Raw genomic sequence first — 22,403 nt, 5'->3', positions numbered from 1 at the left:
GGCGCCCGCGTGAACGACCAACGTAGCCCGTTCACCGACGGCGCCCGTGTCGGCAAGACCGACCCCTACACCGATGGTGCCCGCATCGTCGCCGGTCTGGATCGCACCGGTGTATCGGCCACCCCGGCCCGCAGCGCTGACCCGTACCTGGATGGCGCCCGCCAAGGCAAGTTCGACCCGTTCACCGACGGTGCCCGCGTCGGCAAGACCGACCCCTACACCGACGGCGCACGCACCGTTGCCGGCCTGGATCGCGTAGGCGTATCGGCCAGCCCGGCCCGCAAGGTTGATCCGTATCTGGACGGCGCCCGTGGCAATGCCCCGCGCAACCCGTTCTACGACGGCGCCCGCCAGTTCGATGTGTTCACGGACGGCGCAAACGTCTGAGTCCCGCCCGATGAAGGCGGTAGTGAAAGCAGGACAATCGGAGTTCTAGCCCAAGGCTGGACTCCGGTTTTGTCATCATGGAGTCCATCATGAACTTCCGTAACAGTGCTCTGATCCTTGGCGGATGGGTCGCCATCTGCGTGGCAAGCGGTTCCGCCGCAACGCTGGTTGTGCAGACCCTGCCCATCTGAGCTGGCGAATGCTCGCCCGGGCTACCTGCCCACCCCCTGCAGGACGTTGATGAAATCCGACAGGGCATAAGGCTTGCGCAGCGTCACCGCGTCCGGCAACGCGGTGCGCTGCGCTGGTGTCAGCGCCACGTCGTAGCCGCTCACCAGAACCACCCTCAGCGCCGGCAGCAGCCTGCGCGCATCGACCGCCAGCTCCACGCCGGATGCCCCGGCAAGGCCCACGTCGGTCAGCAACATATCCACCCCGCCAGTGCGCAATATCGCCAGCGCCTCCACCTCGTTGCTGGCTTCCAGAATCTCCAGTCCGAACGTCCGCAGCAACTCCGCCGTGCTCGCGCGGACCAGATCGTCATCGTCGACGAACAGGATGCGCGTGTTGACAAGCGTGTTGACAAGCGGATTGCCGCAAGGGTGACCGTCAGCCCATCGGACGTTCCCGCCACCAGAAGGCGGCCCGGCCGGCTTCGTCGCCAGCGGATCGGGCGGCAGCGCGGCGCCACCGCTCATCAGCACATGACGCACCTTGCGCGCCAGCGCGTCTTGCGTGTACGGCTTGCTGAGCAGTTCGATGCCTTCATCCAGCCGCCCCGAATGAACGATGGCGTTGTCGGTATAGCCCGATGTAAATAGCACCGCGATGCCCGGCAGGCGTTCGCGCACCTTGCGCGCCATTTCCGTGCTGCGCAGCGGTCCGGGCATGACCACGTCGCTGAACAGCAGGTCGAGGGGGACGCCACTTTCGACGATGGCCAGCGCGCTCAGCGCATCGCGCGCCTTCAGCACCCGGTAGCCCAGGCTCGCCAGCATCTCCACCACGGTGGCGCGCACATCCTCGTCGTCTTCCACCACCAGTACTGTCTCCGTGCCACCGCCGGCCGGCCCCCCATCGACATCCGTCTCCAGGTCTTCCTCTTCGCGCACGCGCGGCAGATACAACCGCACCGTCGTGCCGTGCCCCGGCTCGCTATAGATCTTCACGTGGCCGCCCGATTGCTTCACAAACCCGTACACCATGCTCAATCCCAGGCCGGTCCCCTGCCCTTCCGGCTTGGTCGTGAAGAACGGTTCGAAGACCTGCGCCTCGATCTCCGGCGACATGCCGGACCCCGTATCGGTCACCGCCACCATCACGTATTGGCCCGGGGTCACCTCGGCGTTGCGGCGCGCGTAGTTATCGTCCAGCGCTGCATTGCCCGCCTCGATGGTCAGCTTGCCATGCCCGTCCATCGCGTCGCGCGAATTGATCGCCAGGTTCAGCAACGCGTTCTCCACCTGGAACGGGTCGACCAGCGTGTTCCACAGGCCGCCCGCCACGACCGTCTCGATCTCGATGCCATCCCCCAACGCGCGCCGCAGCATGTCGTCCAGCGCACGGATCAGTCGCCCGAGATTCACCACCTTGGGCGCCAGCGGCTGCCGGCGCCCGAAGGCCAACAATTGCGACGCCAGCTTGGCACCGCGCGCCACGCCGGCCAGCGCGTTGCGCACGTGCTGTTCGGGCCGATCCTCGCCCGCCACGTCGCGCGCCAGCAATTGCAGATTGCCGCCGATGACCTGCAGCAGGTTGTTGAAGTCATGGGCCACGCCGCCCGTCAGCTTGCCGATGGCCTCCATCTTCTGCGCCATGCGCATGGCCTCGTCCGCGTGGCGCAGCGCCTCGGCGGCATCCTTGTCACTGCTCACATCGCGTCCCACACCGTGGATGCGGCCACTCGCAGGGTCCAGCGACAGCGTCCAGGCCACCCAGCGCGGGCTGCCGTCGCTCCGCGCCATGCGGCATTCGTACCGCACCGCGACGCCTTCATGGCGCAGCGCGATCATCTGCTCCGTCACGGCCACCAGGTCATCGGGATGGACGAAGGCGAGGCAAGATCGCCCCAGCAGCACGGGTGCCGCATGGCCGAACGTGCGCTGCCATGACGGGCTGACGCGTTCCAGCACGCCGTCGAAGCGCGCCACCATCAGCAGGTCTTCGCTGAGTTCCCACAGCCGGTCGCGGTCCGCCACGGTCTCGGCAACGCGCCGCTCCAGCGAATCATTCAGCTCGCGCAGGTCTTCCTGCGCCCGGGTACGCTTGGCGATTTCGGTCTGCGCGGCGTGGTAGAGGCGCGCGTTGTCGATGGCCACGGCCGCCTGTGCGGCGATGCCCACCAGCGTGTGCGCGGCGCGTTCGGTAAAGACGCCCGGTTGCGGATGCCCGAAGAACAAGCCACCGAGCACCTCCCCCGTACGCGATATCACCGGTGCGGCCAGGTAGCTGCGCACGGCCGGGTGACCCTCCGGCATGCCGTGATACGGCGGGTTCCTGCCGAAGCGCGGATCCTTGCGGATATCGTCGGAACGCACAATACCGTCGCCACGGAATGTAGGCGCGAACACCGCCGTATTGCGCGGCATCGGAAAGCGCTCGAACGTCTCCCTCGACGCACCCGACAATGCGTGCAGCCGATAGGACCCGCCCGCATCGTCCGGGACGTTGTAGAAGAACGCGCCGAACGCCGCGCCCGTCAGCTCCGTGGCCGCGTCGGTCACCACCTGCACGGCGCGTTCCAGGTCGAGTTCCGCGGAAACCGCCCTGCCCACCTGATTCAGGATCTCGAGCGTGCGTGATTCGTCGCGCAACCGTCGCTCGGTGGCGCGCCGCAACTGCGAGAGCTGCAGATTGCTGCTCACGCGCGCCAGCAATTCGCGCGCGCTGAACGGCTTGGTCAGATAGTCGTCCGCACCGGATGACAAGCCGCTGACGCGGGCCTCCTCGCCCGCACGCGCGGACAGCAACAGCACCGGCGTCTCGCGCAGGGCGGCATCGGCGCGTACCGCGCGCAACAGGTCGAAGCCGTCCAGCCGCGGCATCATCACGTCGGAGACGATCAGGTCCGGCGTCGCCACTCGCGCGGCGTCCAGCGCCCCCTGCCCATCGGCGGCCACCACCACTTCATGCCCGGCTGCACGCAGGATGCGGTCCATGTAGTCGCGCAGATCCGCATTGTCATCGACGACCAACACACGAGCGGGGCCGCCAGCGGCGTTGCCCGGCCACACCGCCGATGTGCTGCTATCGGGCGCCATGGCTTCCGCGGGAACCACGTCCGCGTCATTCGCCGCCGCTGTCGCCCCGCTTGCCGCACCGCTTGCTCCCCCGTTTGTTGCCCCGCTTGTCACCCCATCGGCCGCGACGTCCGGTGCCGGCATCCAGCGTATCGCGGCCTCGATATAGGCCTGCGCCTGCCTGCTGGTGAGCGCCGGAGCGGGGGCCGGCTCCGGTGTCAGGCCCTGCGTCGCGTGCGGCAGCGTGATGATGAAGCGCGTGCCCTCGCCGGGCTGGCTCTCCACGCGAATCGAACCGCCATGCAGGCGCACCAGCTCCTGCACCAGCGCAAGCCCGATCCCGCTGCCTTCGATCGACCGGCCAACCGCGCCCGCGACCCGGTGAAAACGTTCGAACACCCGCGGGATTTCTGCTTCCGGAATGCCGATGCCGGAATCGCACACATGCAGTTCCACATCGCCGGCATCGTTCGCGCGCACCGACACGACGATCGCGCCCGCATAGGTGAACTTGAACGCGTTGGAGAGCAAGTTCAGGACGATGGTCTCCCACATGTCGCGATCCACCGCCACCGCGCCGTCCAGCGGATCGCAATCGACGATCAGTTGCAGGCCGGCGGCCTCGATGGCGGATCGGAACAGCGATGCCAGTTCCGCGGTGAACGCCGGCAGGTCCGTGGGCTGCGGCTGCATCTGCACACGACCGGACTCGATGCGCGAAAAATCGAGCAGCGTATTGACCAGCTTCAGCAGCCGCAGCCCGTTGCGATGCGTGATCGCCAGCAGCTCGCGGTCGGCATCGCCTTCGCGCGACGGCCGGGCAAGCAGCTCCTCCAGCGGGCCAAGGATCAGCGTCAGCGGCGTGCGGAACTCGTGGCTGATGTTGGAGAAGAATGCGGTCTTGGCGCGGTCGATTTCCGCCAGCGCCTCGGCGCGCCGCCGTTCTTCCTCATAGGCATGGGCGTAGCTGATGGCCTGCCCGATCTGTCCGGCCACGAGATCCAGGAAAGCCCGATAGCGATCCCCGAACAACCGGCACGGATTCAGCCCCACCACCAGCACACCGCAACGCGAGGTCTCGCCCGACGTCAGGACCGGCAGCACGGCAGCCTGCCGTGGCGCAAACGTCCACGCCCCGCCCGGCAACGGCGCGACAAAGCGGGCCGCCAGATCGTCCACCAGCACCGTCGCCCCCGTGCGCAGCGCTTCCTCGAATGGCCAGGGCGCATCCTGCGCGACGGACATGGCCGGTGGCGCGGCGGCGTGGTCCGGCGAAATGCCCCAGTTGCCAGCCAGCATGAGCGTATGCGCGCCGCGCTCGGCCAGGTAGAGCAGCGCAAATGGAATGTCGTACGGGTCCGTCTGGAGCGCGCGCATGCCGAAGTCGCACGCTTCGCTCCATGTGCGGGCATTGGCGGTGGATGCGGCCAGTTCACGCAGCAGGCTCAGTTGCCGCTCGGCCACCACGCGCTCGGTGTCGTCGCTGTTGGCGCAGATGATGCCGCCCGTGCCGCCCTGGTCATCGGGGATGGGGCTGTAGGAGAACGTGTAATAGGTCTCTTCCGGGTAGCCGTTGCGCTCCATGATCAGGAGCTTTTGCTCGTCGAACGTCCCCTCCACGCCAGTCATCGCGGTGGCCAGCAGCGGCTCGATTTCCGACCAGATCTCATGCCAGACGCGCGCGGTGGGCTGGCCCAGGGCAACGGGGTGCCTGCCGCCGACGATGGCCTTGTAGGGATCGTTGTAGAAGAAGCGCAGGTCGGCGCCCCAGCCAATCCAGATGGGCTGGCGCGACGTCAGCATGATGCGGATCGCGGTCTTGAGGCTTTGCGGCCAGCGCTCGGGCACATCGAGTGGCGTCTGCGACCAGTCATAGCCACGAATCAGCGCGCCCATCTCGCCGCCGCCGGCAAGAAAACCTGGCCCGGTGCCGTCGACGCTGGCCGCCGGCATCGCGCCGTCCGTGCTCTTCATCGCTGTCTCCCGATCCCGGTGCCGATGCTGGTGTCGCCGGCCGGCGTTGGCGATTTTCCCATGACCTGCCCCGCGCCAGGCAACCTACAGGGGGCCGGGGTGCGCCGCATGACGCACCCCGCATTTACAGCCTGCGAACGGCCATATAGTCTGGCGACTTCCCTGTCACTCGCCGCGGAAGATTGAAGATGCCTGAGACGGCCACTGATTATCTGATCGCCATCGCGCTGACTGCGGGCCTGACCATCCTCTGCGTCGGGCTCCACTATGAGGCCCTGCGCCTGATCTCCGCCTTCCACCCCAAGCGCCTGAGTGGCAAGGTCAATATCGGCGCCATGATCCTGCTGATCATCGTGGCCCACTGCCTGGAAGCCATGGTGTTCAGCATGGGCTACTGGCTCGGCTCGGATGTCTTCGGCATCGGCGAGCTGCAGGGCATGCGCGATCACGGTGTCATCGCCTATATCTATTTTTCGCTGGAAACATTCACCACGCAGAGCATCGGCGACATTTTCCCGGTCGGACAACTGCGGCTGCTGGCATCCGTGCAGCCGCTCGTGGGCCTGATGCTGATCGGCTGGTCCACCTCGTTCACGTTCCTGCTCATGCGGCGTGACTGGCGCGTCGACGAGAGGGACGATCGGTACTAGGCTGAGGAAACTGCCGGCGCCGCATGAACCGACGCCATGAGCAGACCGTGTGCCCTGCCGTCGGCTGGCCGATCACCTGAATGTCTCGGACGCACGTCACGGACGCATTACAGCCCGCCACGCAGGAATCGCGTGGCGGACACCTGACTGGATAGTAGGCAGGCCCCCGGAACGCCGAAATCGGCGTCCTTCCTACACGGATGTGGGATTTGAGGAAGTTGTGCGGGCGGCGCGCCAGTGAAAAGATAAGTGGCCGCCATCCCGATGGCGAAGTACGCTGACTTCTTCCCAGTCGATCCGTCCCAGGGAGCGAGCAAGAACAACCGGAGGGCTCACGTGTCGTCGATGTCCGAATGCCAGGCCTGCGTGGTGCGCCGCCGGCGATTCCGTCTTCCCGTCTTCCGTATGCCCGTCTCACGGTCGGGTGCGCTCTGGCTGGTGCTTGCCTTGCTGGCCCTGATGTCCCTGATCGCCGCGCCGAGGGCCCACGCGCAAACGCCTGCGCCGCTGGCCGAATGGCAATACTCGGTCGGGATTCCGCTGCAAAAGATGTTCGAGGGCGAACCGCCGACATGGCAGATCCGGCTGGGCGCCGCGGGCAGCGTGCGCCCACGCTATGACGGCGCCAACGACTACTACCTGCTGGCCGGTCCGACGATCGATATCCGCTATCGCGACCTCGCCTTTTTTTCCACAGGCGAGGGCCTTGGCTGGAACGCCATCTTCACCGACCACTGGCGCGCCGGGCTTGCGCTGACCTATGACCTGGGCCGCCGCGAGAAGAAGGACCACGACCATCTGGCCGGCATGGGCAACATCGGCATGGCCGCGGAGACGAAAATCTTTGCCGAGTATGTGGTGTCGAAGTCGTTCCCGATGGTGATCCGCGCCAACATCCGGCGGCAGTTTGGCGGCGCCAATGGCTGGGTGGGCGACGTGGGCGCCTACATGCCGCTGCCGGGCTTCTCCGAGAAGTTCTTCTGGTTTGTCGGGCCCGCGGTGACGTTTGCCGATTCCGCCTACATGAACCGATGGTTCGGCGTCACCGCCGAGCAGTCGGCGCGTTCGGGCTACCCGCAGCACCGCGCCGGCGCCGGCATCAAGTCCTATGGGGGCGGCATTTCAGCGATGTGGTTCTTCAACAAGCACTGGTTCGCCACCGCTGACTTTGGCGTGGCAGCGCTGGTCGGCGACGCGAAGAACAGCCCGGTGGTGCAGCGGACGACCAACCTGACCGGCGACGTTTCGGTCGTCTACCAGTTCTAGGCCAGCGGCCGCCGCAGGTAGCTATCGACGATAGTCCTCAGCGCCGGCAGCCTGCCGGTGAAGAAATGCCCCGCGCCGGGCATCACGACGACCGGCAGTTCCTGCGGCCGCGCCCACTCGAACACATTGACCAGCGGCACCCGCTCGTCGCGCTCGCCATGCACCACCAGCGCATTGCCGGGGACGGCCGGAACGGCCGGCGTATCGTAGGCCAGCGTTTCGGACAACGCGCCTGCGGGCATCCCCGTCAGGATCAGATGGGCGATGGCCTCGCCCGCCCCGGTGAGGCTGGCGGCCGCCCGCGCCTGCACGAAGGCGCCGAACGAGAAGCCGGCCAGCGCTAGCGGCAGGCCCGGATGCATCGACTGCGCGTGGCGCACCACGGCCAGCACGTCGTCCGTCTCGCCAATGCCGTCGTCGTATTCCCCTTCGCTCTGCCCGACGCCGCGATAGTTGGGACGCAGCGTGACAAAGCCGTGGGCCTGCAGCGTACGCGCCAGGATTTGCGGGATCTTGTGCTCGGCGGTGCCGCCCTGGCCCGGATGCGGATGGGCGACCACGGCAATGCCGGTCGGCGCGCCGGCCGGGGTATCGAACAGGACTTCGAGCTGGCCGGCAGGACCGGCGACAAACTGGCGAACGGAGGCGGAGGGGGCGAAAGACGAAGACATGAAACGGCTACCGGCTGGGATGGCTGCGAATATGCATCCGCAGCATACCCGGAGCCGGGCCGGCGCGGCAACGCCGTTGCCGCCCCCACCGCGCATTGACTATTCAGTGATGATGGTCCGCCTTGATGACGGACGCGATTTCCTGACGCCGGACACTCACGACGTCGTCGAGCTCCAGCCCCTCGGCCACGACGAGCATTTCGGCACCCCGGTTGATGGCATAGATGACGCCGTACCAGAGATCCGGCCCCGCCACGGCGTTCAGGCGGACGCTGAATTCTGTCTCCAGGTCAATGCTGAGAACGGTCACTAGGTCGCCGACCTCGGGCATGGCGGCCTTCTCCGCCAGCAGATATTCCCGGGCCGCCACCGTCAGTGGCGTCTGCGCAATGCCGCGCGCAAACCTCGCTTGCATAGTCCACTCCTGCGCCAGTTTTCCTACAAGAATATAAGCGGCGTCCGAAAAGGCACGGTAAACCTTGGCGCAAGCCAATTAGCCGTCGCTTCGTGGCCCACCGATGTCTGGATCACGCCGCCCGTGTCAGACGGCGCCGGATTGCCGTTATCGCGGCACCCGCCAATAATGGAAGGAAGATTCCGGCCGGAGAGTTGCCATGCAATCCAATCTTCATGTTGTGCCGCACGCCGACGGTTGGGACGTAATACACGAAGGCGCACGCTACGCCGAGTCGCACCACGCCACGCAGGACGAGGCCATCGAAGCCGGTACCGGGCTGGCACAGCGCGAAAAGGTGGAACTGCTGATCCACGGCCTTGACGGGCAGATCCGGTCGCGCAACAGCTACGGCCACGGTCCGCGCGACATCAAGGGGTGAGACGCGAGGGTGAAGAACGGGGTTGAAAAGCGGAGCCGAAAAGCAAGCCTCGACAGCCCCCGAATCGAAACACGAAAGGGCGCCGCCATCAGGGTTGGAGTCAGGGTTGGATCGCCCTCTGCGCGGGACAACATTCGCGTCGATCGCATCGCCGTTGGCAACGGAAATCACCACGTAGTCCGCCGCGTTGCCGTCCACGCCCACCACAATCTGCCGCCTGCAATGGGCGGTGGCTGTCGGTGTCGCGCGACACAGGCGTAAGGGCAGCGCCGGTAGAATCACCCCATTCCGACCCGAACCGGCGCCGAGCGTCGGCCGCCCCCGTCCATGCCTGACCGACGACATTTCCTGCGCGCCGGCGTCGCCGCCGCCGGCCTGACCGCCCTGCCCCCCGCCATCCGCCGTGCGCTGGCCATTCCCGCCAGGCGACGCACCGGCACGCTGCGCGACGTGGAGCACGTGGTCATCCTGATGATGGAAAACCGCTCGTTCGATCATTACTTCGGGACCTTGCCTGGCGTGCGCGGCTTTGCCGACCGGTTTCCGATCCCGGTACCCGATGCGCCCGGACTGCGGGGTAAGACCGTCTGGTACCAGCGCAATGACGCCGACCCGGCGCGCGCGCGCACGCTGGCGCCGTTCCGGCTGGACACCACGACGCAATTTGCGCTGATGCGGGTCACCGGCACCCCGCACACGTGGTCCAACGCGCAGGACGCCTGGTCCGGCGGGCGCATGGATCGCTGGCCGACGTTCAAGCACGATCACAGCCTGGCGTACTACACCGAGGCGGACCTGCCCTTTCAGTTCGCGCTGGCGCGCGCGTTCACGGTGTGCGATGCCTATCACGCATCCTTCACGGGCGGCACCAACACCAACCGGCTCTTCCTCTGGGGCGGCACCAACGATCCCGACGGCCGCGGCAACGGTCCCGCGCTGGGCAATACCTACAACAAGCTGGAGGGCGGCGATCCGCGTGGCGGCTACACATGGACCACGTATCCGGAACGGCTGCAGGCGGCCGGCGTCTCGTGGCAGATCTACCAGGACACCGCCGACAACTACTCGCTGAACCCGCTGGCCGGATTCCGCAAATACCGCGACGCGATGCGTGCGCCGGTCGGCGACGACAATCCGCTGCGTGCCCGGGCGCTGACGACGCGTGGGCTGGATCTGCTGCGTGCGGACGTGATGGCGGGCCGGCTGCCGCAGGTGTCGTGGATCTGCCCGACACGACGCGGTTCCGAGCACCCCGGCCCATCCAGCCCCGCGCAGGGCGCCGACTACGTCGCGGCCGCGCTCGACGCGCTGACGGCCAATCCCGAGATCTGGAGCCGCACCGCGCTGCTGGTCATGTTCGACGAAAACGATGGCTTCTTCGACCATTTGCCGCCACCGGCGCCACCCGCGTACGAAACATGGCACGCCAATCCCGCGCGGGCGCGGCTGGCCGGCGAATCCACCGTCGACACGCGCGGCGAATATCACCGGCTGGTGACGCAGGTGGAAAAGGACGACACGCCGGCCTACCTGCATCACAGCTACGGGCTGGGCCCGCGTGTGCCGATGTACGTGATTTCGCCGTGGAGCAAGGGCGGCTGGGTCAATTCGGAGGTGTTCGACCACACCTCCGTGATCCGCTTCCTCGAGCAACGCTTCGGCGTGGAGGAACCCAACGTCACGCCCTGGCGCCGCGCGGTTTGCGGTGACCTGACCAGCGCGTTCGACTTCGCCCACCCGGACACCTCGGACCACCTGCCGACGCTGCCCGCCACGGCAGCCCAGGCCGCTCGCGCAAGGGCCCTGCCGGCCACCACCACGCCGCCCGCGCCCGCGCTGCCGACCTTGCCGACGCAGGCGTCCGGCACGCGGCCCTCGCGCGCGCTGCCCTACCACCTGCATGCCGATGCCCGCACCACTGCTGGGGGCGTGACGTTGCGTCTGGAGAATGCGGGCCGCGCGGGTGCCGTGATCCATGTCTACGATCGGCTCCACCTCGACCGGGGACCGCGCCGCTACACCATCGAGGCCGGCAAATCGCTGACTGGCCAGTGGGACTGCGGCGCCGACGATGGCCGCTACGACCTGTGGCTGCTCGGCCCGAATGGCTGGCATCGCCACATCAGCGGTACCGCGCCGAGCCACACCGGGCAACCCGGCCCGGTTGCCACGCTGCGCCACGACCCCGCGCGGCAGGCACTGGCGCTCGCGATTGGCAACACTGATGGCGTTCCTTGCCGCGTCCGCGTGCAGGCCAACGCGTACGGCGATGCCTCCAGATCGATCGACGTCGCCCCGGGGCAGGACAAGACGGTGCCGTGGCCGCTCGGCCCGGGCGGCTGGTACGACGTCAGCGTGATCGTGCCGGAATCGCCCGGGTTCACGCGCCGCTTTGCCGGCCGCATGGAGACCGGCGCGCACGCCACGACGGACCCGGCGCAGGGCGGCCAGGCCATCGGCGACCAGTGGCCGGTGTCATGGTGAGCGGGCGCGCGCAACCGCCCTCGGTTTTATCCGGCGAGATGCGCGACATTCGGTCCGGGGATGGGTTCGACGATCGATCCGGCAGTATGGCCGGCGACGCCACGGGCGACGGGAATGCCGACACGCCGGCTTCCCGCGCGCTGGCTCATGTGGCCGCCCAATGCGCGGGCGCGGCGGTCGACCCGGCGTGGCGCGTGACGCTGAACTTCCATCCGGACCGCCTGCATGACGGCGTGCCGTTGCTGGCGGCCATGGCGGCGGATGGGGTCTATCGTTCCCAGTTCGAGACCGGCACCAGCAATGGCGGTCTGACCGCCCATCCCGGCGGCGACCGCTGGCACTGGGAAAGCCGGATCTTCGGCCGCGCCTACGACGATGCGCCGCCATCGGACCGGCCCAAGTACGGGGCGCTGAATTACCGGAACCTGCCGGTCGGCGCATCGCCACGATTCGGCTCCGCGCATTTGCGGCTGGCGGCCCCGGTGCTGGCGCGCACGACGTTCTGCTATCCGGACAGCGTGTTCGAACCGATCCATTTCGGCGTCGCCGCCCGGCTGGATCTGGTCGCGCGACTCGAGGCGGCACAAGGCCAGGGCGACCCGCTCGATCACTATATCGAGGCGCACGTGCATGGTCCACTGGTCATCGCCCGGGATGTGGAGGCCATCGTGCTCGATCCTTGCTTTCGCGGTACCGAGACCGAGGCGCTGGCACGCGCGCTGCCCTGCGACGTGGAATGGCACGCGGGCTTCGCGGTCCGGGCGGAGGTGTTGCAGCAACATGCCGACTATCGCGGCGCGGCCATCGCCGCGATAGCAGTGGTCCTCGCGGCGGACGGCCAGCTGACCCCCGCAACAATCGGCGCGGCAGCGCGCGCGGGTCGGCACGATCCACAAGCGCTGAAGCGGGTGTGGCACTGCCTGGCTCGCTATGGCAGCCACGACCTCGGCAGCAGCGACCCGTGCACCTGACGACAATGCCCGCCCCCGTCCTCGAAACCGGCGCCAGCTCTGGCAGAATGCGTAGCATGAGCAAACGCGACGCCTCCTCCATGCTGCTGTCGGGCCACGCCTACAGTGCCCCGCGCTGGCGCTTCACGCGCTGGATCGCGGAGCCGGGGCGCGACACGCCCGCCGAAATTCGCAAGGCACTGGTCGGGAGTCTGTTCGGAACGCTGTCGATCTTCTTCGGCGGCGTGATCAATACGCTAATGGTGGCGCTGGTGATTACCCTCCATCTGAAGCGGCCCGAGTTCTATGCCTGGCTGGCGCTGGAGGCCGGCATCTGCGCGTCAAGGATCGTCGTGTTGTTCATGGCACGACGCGCCGCCCAAGCGGGGCGACCCACCCCGACCGACCTGCATCTAGTGCTGTCGCTGGCCTGGGCCGGCAGCGTCGGGCTGGGCGCCTACCTGAGCGTCACCAGCGGCGACTGGCTGGCGGCCGCGCTGGCCTGCCTGTCGTGCGCGGCCATGTGCGGCGGCATCTGCTTCCGTAACTACGGTGCGCCGCGCATGACGGCACTGATGATCCTGCTCAGTCTCGGCCCGATCTGCCTGGGCGCCATCGTCGCCGCCGAACCGTTGTTTCTGCTGACGCTGCTCCAGTTGCCGGTCTACATCCTGAGCATGACCAATGCGTCCTTGCGGATGAACGCGATGGTGGTGGCGACGATGCGATCCGAGCGCGAAAACGCCCATCGCGCGCACCATGACTCCCTCACGGGTCTGCTCAACCGCGCGAGCCTGCTGGCGGAGATCCGCGATGCCAGCACGCGGCGGCTGGCCGCGGGGCGCTTCCTGACCCTGCTCTACCTGGACCTCGACGGCTTCAAGCTCATCAATGATTCTCACGGCCACGGCTGCGGCGACGAGCTGTTGATCCGCGTAGGGGAACGCCTGCGCGGGGCCGTACCGGGGCGCGGCCTGGTCTACCGGATCGGCGGCGACGAGTTCGTGATCCTGCTGCGCAACGAGACCGAACACAGCGTGCAGGCGCTGGCGCAGGAACTGCTGCACGAGGTCGGCACGCCGTATCTGCTGCCTGACGGCCTGCAAGCGCAACTTGGCGTCAGCATCGGCATCGCGCACGTCCGCCCGGAGGCGCACACGGCTGACGCGATTCTCAGCATGGCCGACCGCGCCTTGTACCGCGCCAAGGCCCAGGGCAGGGGCCAGTATCGGTTTGCGGCGGCGTTATAGGTCAAATCGAATCGGTCATAGCTTCGAGTCCTGCAGATGGCCCGCGACGTCTCGGCGCGCAGTCTCGGCGCGTTCGACATCACCGTGGGGGCGTTCTCCGGCTGGGATTTCGACCCCGCGCACCCATGATCCCCAATCCCGTGGAAATCGCTCGCGAAATCCCACTAGTCAACTACCGTGACCTCCTGATCGACCCGGGACGTGGCACGGCATTCCTGCGGCGACATGGCATGCGCATCGACCTTGGCGGGATCGCCAAGTTGCCTGTCCTTCAGGCTGGCATGGCGGCATTACTGCGGCATCACGACCTGGCTGGCGCGATGATCAATGGCGGCGGCGACGTGCTGGTCAGTGGGCAGTTGCAGGGCCACGACTGGCGCATCGGTGTGCGTGATCCGCTTGCGCCCGGCCGACTGATCGGCGCGCTCGCGCTCAGCGAGGGCGTCGTGGCTTCATCGGGGGACTACGAGCGCGCCTTCGTCATGGCGGGACGACGCTATCACCATATCCTCGATCCCCGCACCGGGCAGCCTGCGGCAGGGCCGCATGGCGTGACGCTGGTGGCGCGCGGCGTCGAGGAGATCAATGGCCTTGGCGCTGCGATCATGGTGGCTGGCTCGCGTGCCGGCCGCCGCTTGCTGACCCCGTTGCGCGACGTCGACGCGTTGATCGTGGCGGGCGACGGACAGACGTGGATGTCAGACGGAATGGCCACGCGGTTGCGTGGCCTGACGATATTGCCCGCCTCGTCAGCACAACGAAAGACGTGTGATGCCGATGATTCATCGGCGCGACGCAATGTCTGGACAACTTGCCTCGACGCAGGGGCTTGCCTCCGATGGCGCGCCCTGCCGGGACCCGGCACGGGCCTCCGGGCGGGCCAGCGCGGTGGCTAGCCGGTACTGGAAGAAGAACAGGGCAACAATGGCAAACATCGCGATGGCCGCGATGCCGAACCGATAGGCGATCCACATGATGGCAACTTTCATTGACCTGTTGCCAGCGTAGAAAAATCCCGATTCAAACGGTGCAAAAAGCAAACGACGCTGCGTAAAGATCGCGTCAACATCAGTTCAGTCGACATCGCGTCTGCACATCCGTCGACGCCCTCCCCCACCGCCCGCACGTCAGAGATTTGCAGAGACCGGTCGGTCTAGTCACCGCGTCAATCTCCCCGGCATCTCAAAACGCTTAACTCGGATTCGAAAAGTCTGTGCGCTATCGTCTCCATTGATCAATACGATATGACTTGTCGCATTCCATCTGCGATAGTCCAGTTCAACTCCTGCCGGCGAGTCAGTTCCCCGGCGCCTTCCGTGCAGCCTTGCCCGCGCTGCGATTGACCCACAAACGTCCAGGCACGACACACCGGTGTCTGCCACCGCATCAAGGAACCGCTATGAAGAAATTAACGACCGCTTTCGGCGCGCCCGTCGTCGACAACCAGAATATTCAGACCGCCGGCCCGCGCGGCCCGGCTCTGCTGCAGGATGTCTGGTTCCTGGAGAAACTCGCCCACTTCGATCGCGAAGTGATTCCCGAGCGCCGCATGCATGCCAAGGGTTCCGGCGCCTACGGCACCTTCACCGTCACCAACGACATCAGCAAGTACACCCGCGCCAAGCTGTTCTCCGCCGTGGGCAAGCAGACCGAACTGTTCCTGCGTTTCTCCTCCGTAGCTGGCGAGCGCGGCGCGGCGGATGCCGAGCGCGACATCCGCGGCTTTGCCATCAAGTTCTATACCGAGGAAGGCAACTGGGACATGGTCGGCAACAATACGCCGGTCTTCTTCCTGCGTGACCCACTGAAATTCCCCGACCTGAACCACGCCGTCAAGCGCGACCCGCGCACCGGCCTGCGTAGCGCAGAGAACAACTGGGACTTCTGGACCGGCCTGCCCGAAGCGCTGCACCAGGTGACCATCGTGATGAGCGATCGCGGCATTCCACGTACCTGGCGCCATATGCACGGCTTCGGCAGCCACACTTACAGCTTCATCAATGCCAATTACGAGCGTTACTGGGTCAAGTTCCACTTCGTCACCCAGCAAGGCATCCAGAACCTGACCGACGCCGAGGCCGCGGAGATCACCGGCCGCGACCGCGAATACCATCAGCGCGACCTGTATGAATCGATCGAGCGTGGCGACTTCCCGCGCTGGAAGCTCTGTGTGCAGATCATGCCGGAGGCGGAAGCGGGCAAATATCGCTACAACCCGTTTGACCTGACCAAGGTCTGGCCGCACAAGGACTACCCGCTGATCGAAGTGGGCATCATGGAACTGAACCGGAATCCGGAGAACCATTTTGCCGAGGTGGAGCAGGCCGCGTTCGCGCCGTCGACCATCGTGCCGGGCATCGGCTTCTCGCCGGACAAGATGCTCCAGGGCCGCCTGTTCTCATACGGCGACACGCAGCGCTACCGCCTGGGCGTCAACCACGCGATGATCCCGGTGAACTCGCCGAAGGCCGCCACGCACGTGAACAGCTACCACCGCGACGGCACGATGCGCATCGACGGCAACCGGGGCGGCACCACGTCCTACGAGCCGAACACGCGCGGCGAATGGGTGGAGCAGCCCGACTTCCGCGAGCCGCCGCTGACGCTGGAAGGCACCGCCGACCACTGGAACCACCGCGTCGACGACGACTACTTCTCGCAGGTCGGCGCCCTGTTCCGGCTGATGACGCCGGCTCAGCAGCAGGTGCTGTTCGAGAACACGGCCCGCTCCATCAACGGCGTGTCGCGTCCTATCCAGAAACGCCACATCGAACACTGCACGGCGGCCGACCCCGCCTACGGTGCCGGCGTGGCCGCGGCCATCGAGAAGATCGAGAGTCAGAAGTAAGCAAGGCGCGCGCTTGCCCGGGCCGGCGTGGCCGGGCAAGCGCGGCAACATAGCGACGATAGCTTCAGGAGGTGCCATCGAAACGAACCGGCAACGGTGCCAAGGTCTTTTCGAGGCGACCTCATAAAGGAATGACATGGACAAGGCGAAGACCGATACACGAGACAAGCCGCAGGACACCAACCGCCCCGACACCCTGACAGCGGAAGACGAAGCGCGGATCGTCGCGGCACTGGGGCAAGTCTTCGAACTCGCGCGCAACGGTGACGGCGCCACGCTGGCCGGGCTGATAGCCAAGGGCATGTCACCGGACCTGCGCAACGAGAAGGGCGACAGCCTGCTGATGCTGGCGGCCTACCACGGTCACGCGGAAGCGGTCCGCATCCTGCTGGAACACGGCGCCTCGCCCGATCTCCGCAATGCAGCCGGCCAGACGCCGATTGCGGGCGCGGCCTACAAGGGCTATGTGGACATCATCGGACTATTGCTGAGCCACGGCGCGGATGTGGAAGGCGCCTCGCCGGACGGCCGGACGGCGCTGATGACCGCCGCCATGTTCGACCGGACCGAGATCGTCGAACTGCTGATTGCGCACGGTGCGAATCCCGACGCTCGCGATCAGCGCGGCATGACGGCCGCGGACGCCGCCGCCGCGATGGGAGCGGGCAAGGCTGCCGCGCATCTGGGGAAACCCCAGACGCGCCACTAAGCCATTCCGCTCAGCCGCGTCCCACGAACGGCATCTTGGTAGCCATCACCGTCATGAACTGCACATTGGCATCCAGCGGCAGGTTGGCCATGTGCAGCACCGAGCTGGCGATGTGGGCCACATCGATCAGCGGCTCCGGCCGAATCTCGCCATTGGCTTGCGGAACACCTCGCGCCATGCGATTGGCCATATCCGTCCCGGCATTGCCGATGTCGATCTGCCCGCAGGCGATATCCCATGCGCGGCCGTCGAGCGACAGGCTCTTGGTCAGCCCGGTGATGGCGTGCTTGGTGGCGGTATAGGGCACGGTGTTCGGGCGCGGCGCGTGCGCGGAAATCGAACCGTTATTGATGATCCGCCCGCCACGCGGGTCCTGCGATTTCATCATCGCAAACGCGCCACGCGCACACAGGAAGGCACCGGTCAGGTTGGTATCGACCACGGCCTTCCACTGCTCGACCGACAACTCGTCGATCGGAACGGCCGGCGCATTGATGCCGGCGTTATTGAAGAGCACATCTAGGCGGCCAAAACGCTCGCGGACGCGGGCAAAGAGTTGGTCCACCGACGCCGGATCGCCGACATCGCACTGCACCGCCAGCGCGGTCTGCCCCGCAGCGTTGGCCTGGGCGGCCAGCGCCTCCAGCGTCTCCGCCGTCCGGCCCGCCAGGACCACGCGATAGCCATCGGCCAGCATCGCTTGGGCCACGGCCTTGCCAATCCCACGGGCAGCGCCCGTTACCAATGCGACTTTTGTTTCTTGAGTCATGCTGTTGTCTCCGTTTATCAGGGTGTGCAGGGTGTCTCCGCCCGGTCGGTCGACTGGAGGCGCAGGCGTCGTCCGTTGATGTCGAGGTCCGGCATGGCCGGCGCCGTCGCCCGGTAGCTGCCCTGTGCCAGGGCCTCGCCCATCATGGCCTCGCAGCCTCGTGGCATGTAGAAATTGGCCGTGACGCGCCAGAGGCCCGCTTCATCGGCCTCCAGCAACACGCCGAAGCGCGTCGATGCCTTCACCAGCATCACGGCGGGTCCGCGCTCCGGAGCCAGATCCACGATATACGCATCGCACCGTTCGCCGGCCGATCTCAGGCAATCCGGCAGCCCACCCTGCGCATTGCCGCTTCGCCAGTCGTTGGAAACAAAGGTAGCGGGCAACGCGCGCCCCGTGGTGCGAACCGTCAGATTCTTGCCGATGGCGGCGGCGTCCAGTGGCGCGGCGGGCGGCACGATCTTGCCGGCGGCTCGCTTCTGCGTGACCGCTTCAATGCGCTCACGAATCGTTGCCGCGTTGGGCCCGGACGTATCGGCCCGCAGGCTCGCCAGTGCTTCCCGGCCGTAACGCGCCGCACGGAACTGCAGGTACTGGAAATCGAACTGTTCGGGCGATACCTTGCCGGCCTTGAGCCGTGCCACCTGGTTCCACACGGACAGCCGCGCCGGGTCCGCCACCGGCGTAAAGACAGCCACCAGCACCGCCAGCGTCACCCATGCCGTCAGCACATTGGTCGGCGCGATGCGCCGCAGCGAGCCATGACGCTCCAGCGCCGCCCACGCATAGCCCACCGCATAGCAACCCGCAACGATCAGCGCGGCCGCCACCAGCACCCGGCGATCCGACAGCCCATACTGGCCGATCCGCAGCGCCAGTGCGTAGCCAGCGATGGCGACCAGCGGCGCCAGCGTCAGGCAGCCGACGTACGTGGCCCGGCGCAACAGGCGGGGCAGCGGGCCCTCGCCCAGGCCACTCTTATAGACCGCGTTGATCAGTACGATCTGCACCGCCGCCACGCCCAGCAGCAGCGAGGCCGCCCAGCGCGTGGCCCAGAGCGGCGCCAACCCCTTGACCAGCAGCGAGAGCAGGAAACCCGTCACGATCAGCACCAGCAACGGCAATATCCACGACAACAGCGTCAGCACCAGCGTGCGCAGGCCACGGATAAAGTCATCGCGCACATCGGTGATATGGAGTCCGACTGCAAAGGCAATCGTCAACACGGGAATGTTGAACCACGCTTCCCGTAGCAACTCGCCCAGGAATTTGAGTTGTAGCAACAGGAACAACCCCGCGCCCAGCCAAAGGCCAGATAAAGGACGACAGCAAACAATGCCGCCAGATGGATTTGCAGACCCAGTTTCCAGCCCGTGCCGAAATACGCCGGATATGGCGCAAACCATGTGCCGGCCGACTCGCCGGCGACGATCAGCGCGTAACTAATAAAGACGAAGACGCTGGCATAAAACCATGCCGTCGCGCCGGGAAACACCGCCGCCCATGCGCCTGGGATATCGACGGGCGGGCCCGCGTCCTGCCCCGGACCGGCCAGTCGCCATGCGCTATGCCAGGCCAGCCAGGCCACCACCGCGCCGAGCGCGACGCACCAGACGGTCAGCCGGGACGCCCGGAGTTGCGCAAAGCCGAGGTTGGCCACCGGCGGAATCAGCAGCGATACCAGCAGGAGGGGACCATAAAACGGGCTCTGCGCCAGCAAGGTGCGCGCGGCCAGTTCCCGAAATAGCCAGTAGAGGAGAATGCCTTGTCCGGCACCCACCAGAATGCGCCCGAGTAATAGCGAGGTATTGCCCTGCCCGGCTTCGCTGCCGCCGCCTCCTGCCGAAATTGCGTGCATCGGTGCCCCTTTTTTTGATGTTTGGATTTGGCAATGCAGCGTCATGATAATCAGGTTGCGGCAGAAATGGCGCCCACTGCACCCCGCCATCTGATCTAAAGATATAACAACAAAGCATTTGGCCGTGCAGTGGCCTTCGCTTACGATCGGGCGGTCTTTTTCTCGCAGGACGGGCCGATCACGCCTGTCCGCCGCGCCTTCATCAGCCGCCCCCAATCATCATGTCAGCCGATCTCGCCCTGTCGCCTGCCTCCGCCACGCAGGCCGCCTCCCCGGCGGCCGCCACGGCCAAGGCAACCATCCGCTCCGCCGCCGATGTGGCCAAACTCGTCAACCAGGGCGGCGCAGCCGTCAGCAATGCACGCATCGTCGTGGCAATTGCGCTGGGCGGCATTTTCCTGGACGCCTACGACCTCGGCGCGCTGGCCTTCGGCCTGAAGGACGTGGCGCGCGAGTTCAACCTGTCCCCGGCGGGCACCGGCATGGTGGCGTCGGCCATCACGTTCGGCGCCATCGTCGGCGCGTTCCTGGGCGGGTACTTCACCGACCGCATTGGCCGCTACCGCGTGTTCATGGCGGACATGGTCTTCTTCGTGGTGGCCGCCATCGCCTGCGCGTTTGCACCCAACGAATACGTGCTCGCGGGCGCCCGCTTCGTGATGGGGCTGGGGGTCGGCATTGACTTACCCGTAGCCATGGCATTCCTGGCCGAATTCTCGAAACTGCAGGGCAAGGGCAACAAGGCCGCCCGGGTGGCGATGTGGTGCCCAACCTGGTACGCCGCCATCTGCGTCTCCTACCTGCTGGTGCTGCTTTGCTATTCGGTACTGCCGCAATCGCACAGCGGCCTGCTCTGGCGCATCATCCTGGGCTTCGGCGCGGTACCCGCACTGGTCATCATCGCCGTGCGCAGCCGTTACATGAGCGAATCGCCGGTCTGGGCCGCCAACCAGGGCGACCTGCAAGGCGCCGCGAAGATCCTGCGGCAGTCCTACGGGATCGACGCCGTCGTCGCGCCCGATGCCGTGGTGGAGCCGCCCAAGCGGCCGGCGTCGTGGCGCAACTACGGCCTGCTGCTGAAGGGTGTGTATGCACGCCGCACCGTGCTGGCCACGGTGATGTCGATCGCATCGTCGTTCGCCTACAACGCCGTGGCCTTTGGCCTGCCGGTCATCATCGCCAGCTTCCTGGCGCAATCGATGCTGACCACGATCCTGGTGTCGCTGGCGCTGAACCTGCTGTTCGCGTTTGTCGGCGGCCTGATCGGTGTGCACCTGGTGCCGAAGACCGGCGCCTGGAAGCTGACCGTGACGGGCTATGCCTTCCAGCTGGCCGCGCTGATCGGCCTGGCGCTGGTCGGCAAACCCGCCGGTGCCCCGCAGGTGGTGGCCGCCATCGGCTTCCTGGCGCTGTTCCTGTTCGGCCAGGGCTTTGGCCCGGGCGCGCACACCATGACCTACGCGTCGCTGAGCTATCCGACCTCGCTGCGCGGCGTGGGCGTGGGCTTCAACCAGACGCTGATGCGCGCCAGCTCCACGGTGTCGCTGTTCTTGTTCCCGGTGCTGGCTGCCGCACTCAGCACCAAGGTGTTCTGGGTCATCGCGCTGGCCCCGCTGGCCGGGCTGATTGCGCTGCTGGCGATCCGCTGGGAACCGGCCAACTACGACGTCGACGCGGAAGATTTCTGACGCGCGAACGCAAGACTTCGCGCAACATCGCACTACGGCCCTTCGGGGCCGTTTTTCGTTTGTGGTGTGCACATTCGTGGACATTGCAATCGGGGCTACAGCGCATGTGGAGGGCCGCCGTTAAAGGCGTCATCGCGGATCTCTCCCCTGCCATGTTCAACAAGCTCTCCATCCGTCTCCGCCTCAATGCCGCGCTCACGTTGCTCGCCGCGCTGCTGACCGCTATCGGCATCATCGGCGTCGTCGGCATGCGTGCGTCCGACGCCGACATCCGCGAAATCCATACCAACCAACTGGCTTCCACCGCATCGGCGACATCACCGGCGTGATCGAAGGCATCGCGTTCCAGACCAATATCCTCGCCCTCAACGCCGCCGTGGAAGCGGCGCGGGCGGGCGAACAGGGCCGCGGTTTCGCGGTGGTTGCGGGAGAAGTCCGCGCGCTGGCGCAGCGCTCCGCATCGGCCGCCAAGGAAATCGTGCAACTCATCAACGATACGGTGAGCCGCGTGGATGCCGGCACGCGCCAGGTGGATCAGGCGGGCTCGACGATGCACGACGTGGTGCAGGCCGTTCGCCGCGTGACGGACATCATGGGCGAAATCAGCGCGGCGTCCACCGAACAGAGTGCCGGCATCGAGCAGGTCAGCCTGGCCGTCAACCAGATGGACCAGGTCACCCAGCAGAATGCCGCGCTGGTGGAGGAAGCCGCCTCCGCCGCGCAGGCACTCGAAGAGCAGGCCGGCGTGCTGCGGGCGTCGGTGGCGTCGTTCCGGCTGCCGGCGGCCGTGGTCCGCTGAATCGCTGAATCGTGCTCAGCGGGCG

At 66.6% G+C, this 22,403-nt stretch carries 17 protein-coding genes and 2 pseudogenes; 13 read left to right on the top strand and 6 right to left on the bottom strand.

Annotated features, from left to right (window positions below):
- A pseudogene (locus AC1DOX_RS25970) lies at window positions 1-387 on the top strand (copper resistance protein CopQ); the annotation flags it as partial.
- 212 nt (window positions 388-599) lie between these two features.
- Here AC1DOX_RS25970 and AC1DOX_RS25965 read toward each other — a convergent pair.
- The gene (locus tag AC1DOX_RS25965) at window positions 600-5,600 is read right to left on the bottom strand and encodes a response regulator (RefSeq protein WP_441623097.1); all 5,001 of its coding nucleotides are present in this window, start codon (window positions 5,598-5,600) and stop codon (window positions 600-602) included.
- Between the two features lie 188 nt (window positions 5,601-5,788).
- Here AC1DOX_RS25965 and AC1DOX_RS25960 point away from each other — a divergent pair, with 188 nt between their 5' ends.
- Both AC1DOX_RS25960 and AC1DOX_RS25955 read left to right on the top strand, forming a co-directional pair.
- A complete protein-coding gene (locus AC1DOX_RS25960) occupies window positions 5,789-6,250 on the top strand; it encodes an ion channel (protein WP_477101566.1) in 462 nt (153 codons plus the stop codon).
- Between the two features lie 405 nt (window positions 6,251-6,655).
- Window positions 6,656-7,516: a MipA/OmpV family protein gene (locus AC1DOX_RS25955; RefSeq protein WP_441623103.1), complete on the top strand. Its 861-nt coding sequence runs from the start codon at window positions 6,656-6,658 to the stop codon at window positions 7,514-7,516.
- Here the strand turns inward: AC1DOX_RS25955 and AC1DOX_RS25950 are convergent.
- Window positions 7,513-8,187, bottom strand: coding sequence for an alpha/beta hydrolase (locus AC1DOX_RS25950; protein WP_441623093.1), 675 nt, complete (start codon window positions 8,185-8,187; stop codon window positions 7,513-7,515). The two genes, AC1DOX_RS25955 and AC1DOX_RS25950, sit on opposite strands and share 4 nt — an antisense overlap.
- Window positions 8,188-8,290: 103 nt before the next feature.
- Window positions 8,291-8,602, bottom strand: a complete 312-nt coding sequence (locus AC1DOX_RS25945; protein WP_441623091.1) for a hypothetical protein — start codon at window positions 8,600-8,602, stop codon at window positions 8,291-8,293.
- Window positions 8,603-8,801: 199 nt separating this feature from the next.
- On the opposite strand from AC1DOX_RS25945, the gene AC1DOX_RS25940 reads away from it, so the two are divergent.
- The 7 genes from AC1DOX_RS25940 (at window position 8,802) to AC1DOX_RS25910 (ending at window position 17,264) form a co-directional block, all read left to right on the top strand.
- Window positions 8,802-9,023, top strand: a complete 222-nt coding sequence (locus AC1DOX_RS25940; protein WP_441623089.1) for a DUF2188 domain-containing protein — start codon at window positions 8,802-8,804, stop codon at window positions 9,021-9,023.
- A gap of 327 nt (window positions 9,024-9,350) precedes the next feature.
- Complete coding sequence (locus AC1DOX_RS25935) at window positions 9,351-11,507, top strand: phosphocholine-specific phospholipase C (protein WP_441623087.1); 2,157 nt, start codon at window positions 9,351-9,353, stop codon at window positions 11,505-11,507.
- A gap of 86 nt (window positions 11,508-11,593) precedes the next feature.
- Entirely contained in the window at window positions 11,594-12,478 is an 885-nt protein-coding gene (locus tag AC1DOX_RS25930; RefSeq protein ID WP_441623085.1) for a DUF3626 domain-containing protein, read from the top strand.
- A 56-nt stretch (window positions 12,479-12,534) separates the two neighbouring features.
- Complete coding sequence (locus AC1DOX_RS25925) at window positions 12,535-13,707, top strand: diguanylate cyclase domain-containing protein (protein WP_441623083.1); 1,173 nt, start codon at window positions 12,535-12,537, stop codon at window positions 13,705-13,707.
- A 125-nt stretch (window positions 13,708-13,832) separates the two neighbouring features.
- Entirely contained in the window at window positions 13,833-14,603 is a 771-nt protein-coding gene (locus AC1DOX_RS25920; protein ID WP_441623081.1) for an FAD:protein FMN transferase, read from the top strand.
- Between the two features lie 503 nt (window positions 14,604-15,106).
- Complete coding sequence (locus AC1DOX_RS25915) at window positions 15,107-16,555, top strand: catalase (RefSeq protein WP_477101564.1); 1,449 nt, start codon at window positions 15,107-15,109, stop codon at window positions 16,553-16,555.
- 136 nt (window positions 16,556-16,691) lie between these two features.
- Window positions 16,692-17,264 (top strand): ankyrin repeat domain-containing protein, encoded by a 573-nt coding sequence (locus AC1DOX_RS25910; protein ID WP_441623077.1) that lies wholly within the window; start codon window positions 16,692-16,694, stop codon window positions 17,262-17,264.
- A 10-nt stretch (window positions 17,265-17,274) separates the two neighbouring features.
- Here the strand turns inward: AC1DOX_RS25910 and AC1DOX_RS25905 are convergent, their stop codons facing one another.
- Genes AC1DOX_RS25905 through AC1DOX_RS25895 form a run of 3 tightly spaced genes read right to left on the bottom strand, consistent with a single transcriptional unit; the run spans window position 17,275 to window position 19,936 of the window.
- The gene (locus tag AC1DOX_RS25905; RefSeq protein ID WP_441623075.1) at window positions 17,275-18,033 is read right to left on the bottom strand and encodes an SDR family oxidoreductase; all 759 of its coding nucleotides are present in this window, start codon (window positions 18,031-18,033) and stop codon (window positions 17,275-17,277) included.
- A 17-nt stretch (window positions 18,034-18,050) separates the two neighbouring features.
- Window positions 18,051-19,316, bottom strand: a complete 1,266-nt coding sequence (locus AC1DOX_RS25900; RefSeq protein WP_441623073.1) for a DUF4153 domain-containing protein — start codon at window positions 19,314-19,316, stop codon at window positions 18,051-18,053.
- A complete protein-coding gene (locus AC1DOX_RS25895; protein WP_441623071.1) occupies window positions 19,253-19,936 on the bottom strand; it encodes a hypothetical protein in 684 nt (227 codons plus the stop codon). Before AC1DOX_RS25895 ends, AC1DOX_RS25900 begins: the two co-directional genes overlap by 64 nt.
- Window positions 19,937-20,112: 176 nt before the next feature.
- On the opposite strand from AC1DOX_RS25895, the gene AC1DOX_RS25890 reads away from it, so the two are divergent.
- From AC1DOX_RS25890 to AC1DOX_RS25880, 3 genes and pseudogenes are all read left to right on the top strand, one after another.
- Entirely contained in the window at window positions 20,113-21,579 is a 1,467-nt protein-coding gene (locus AC1DOX_RS25890; RefSeq protein ID WP_092142657.1) for an MFS transporter, read from the top strand.
- A 104-nt stretch (window positions 21,580-21,683) separates the two neighbouring features.
- The gene (locus AC1DOX_RS25885) at window positions 21,684-21,908 is read left to right on the top strand and encodes a Tar ligand binding domain-containing protein (protein WP_441623069.1); all 225 of its coding nucleotides are present in this window, start codon (window positions 21,684-21,686) and stop codon (window positions 21,906-21,908) included.
- Window positions 21,887-22,378 (top strand): annotated as a pseudogene (locus AC1DOX_RS25880) (methyl-accepting chemotaxis protein); the annotation flags it as partial. The gene AC1DOX_RS25885 and the pseudogene AC1DOX_RS25880, both read left to right, overlap by 22 nt.
- Between the last annotated feature and the right edge of the window lie 25 nt (window positions 22,379-22,403).

It is taken from the genome of Cupriavidus sp. 01L415 (assembly GCF_056400065.1).
This window is presented reverse-complemented; position numbering and strand designations above follow the sequence as displayed.

What these genes read in the sequence shown, in the direction of transcription:
- AC1DOX_RS25965 (WP_441623097.1), bottom strand. Translation starts at nt 5,600, where the DNA reads ATGAAGAGCACGGACGGCGCGATGCCGGCGGCCAGCGTCGACGGCACC.
- AC1DOX_RS25915 (WP_477101564.1), top strand. Translation starts at nt 15,107, where the DNA reads ATGAAGAAATTAACGACCGCTTTCGGCGCGCCCGTCGTCGACAACCAG.
- AC1DOX_RS25935 (WP_441623087.1), top strand. Translation starts at nt 9,351, where the DNA reads ATGCCTGACCGACGACATTTCCTGCGCGCCGGCGTCGCCGCCGCCGGC.
- AC1DOX_RS25950 (WP_441623093.1), bottom strand. Translation starts at nt 8,187, where the DNA reads ATGTCTTCGTCTTTCGCCCCCTCCGCCTCCGTTCGCCAGTTTGTCGCC.
- AC1DOX_RS25955 (WP_441623103.1), top strand. Translation starts at nt 6,656, where the DNA reads ATGCCCGTCTCACGGTCGGGTGCGCTCTGGCTGGTGCTTGCCTTGCTG.
- AC1DOX_RS25905 (WP_441623075.1), bottom strand. Translation starts at nt 18,033, where the DNA reads ATGACTCAAGAAACAAAAGTCGCATTGGTAACGGGCGCTGCCCGTGGG.
- AC1DOX_RS25940 (WP_441623089.1), top strand. Translation starts at nt 8,802, where the DNA reads ATGCAATCCAATCTTCATGTTGTGCCGCACGCCGACGGTTGGGACGTA.
- AC1DOX_RS25930 (WP_441623085.1), top strand. Translation starts at nt 11,594, where the DNA reads ATGGCCGGCGACGCCACGGGCGACGGGAATGCCGACACGCCGGCTTCC.
- AC1DOX_RS25890 (WP_092142657.1), top strand. Translation starts at nt 20,113, where the DNA reads ATGTCAGCCGATCTCGCCCTGTCGCCTGCCTCCGCCACGCAGGCCGCC.
- AC1DOX_RS25945 (WP_441623091.1), bottom strand. Translation starts at nt 8,602, where the DNA reads ATGCAAGCGAGGTTTGCGCGCGGCATTGCGCAGACGCCACTGACGGTG.
- AC1DOX_RS25910 (WP_441623077.1), top strand. Translation starts at nt 16,692, where the DNA reads ATGGACAAGGCGAAGACCGATACACGAGACAAGCCGCAGGACACCAAC.
- AC1DOX_RS25920 (WP_441623081.1), top strand. Translation starts at nt 13,833, where the DNA reads ATGATCCCCAATCCCGTGGAAATCGCTCGCGAAATCCCACTAGTCAAC.
- AC1DOX_RS25895 (WP_441623071.1), bottom strand. Translation starts at nt 19,936, where the DNA reads ATGACGCTGCATTGCCAAATCCAAACATCAAAAAAAGGGGCACCGATG.
- AC1DOX_RS25960 (WP_477101566.1), top strand. Translation starts at nt 5,789, where the DNA reads ATGCCTGAGACGGCCACTGATTATCTGATCGCCATCGCGCTGACTGCG.
- AC1DOX_RS25885 (WP_441623069.1), top strand. Translation starts at nt 21,684, where the DNA reads ATGTGGAGGGCCGCCGTTAAAGGCGTCATCGCGGATCTCTCCCCTGCC.
- AC1DOX_RS25925 (WP_441623083.1), top strand. Translation starts at nt 12,535, where the DNA reads ATGAGCAAACGCGACGCCTCCTCCATGCTGCTGTCGGGCCACGCCTAC.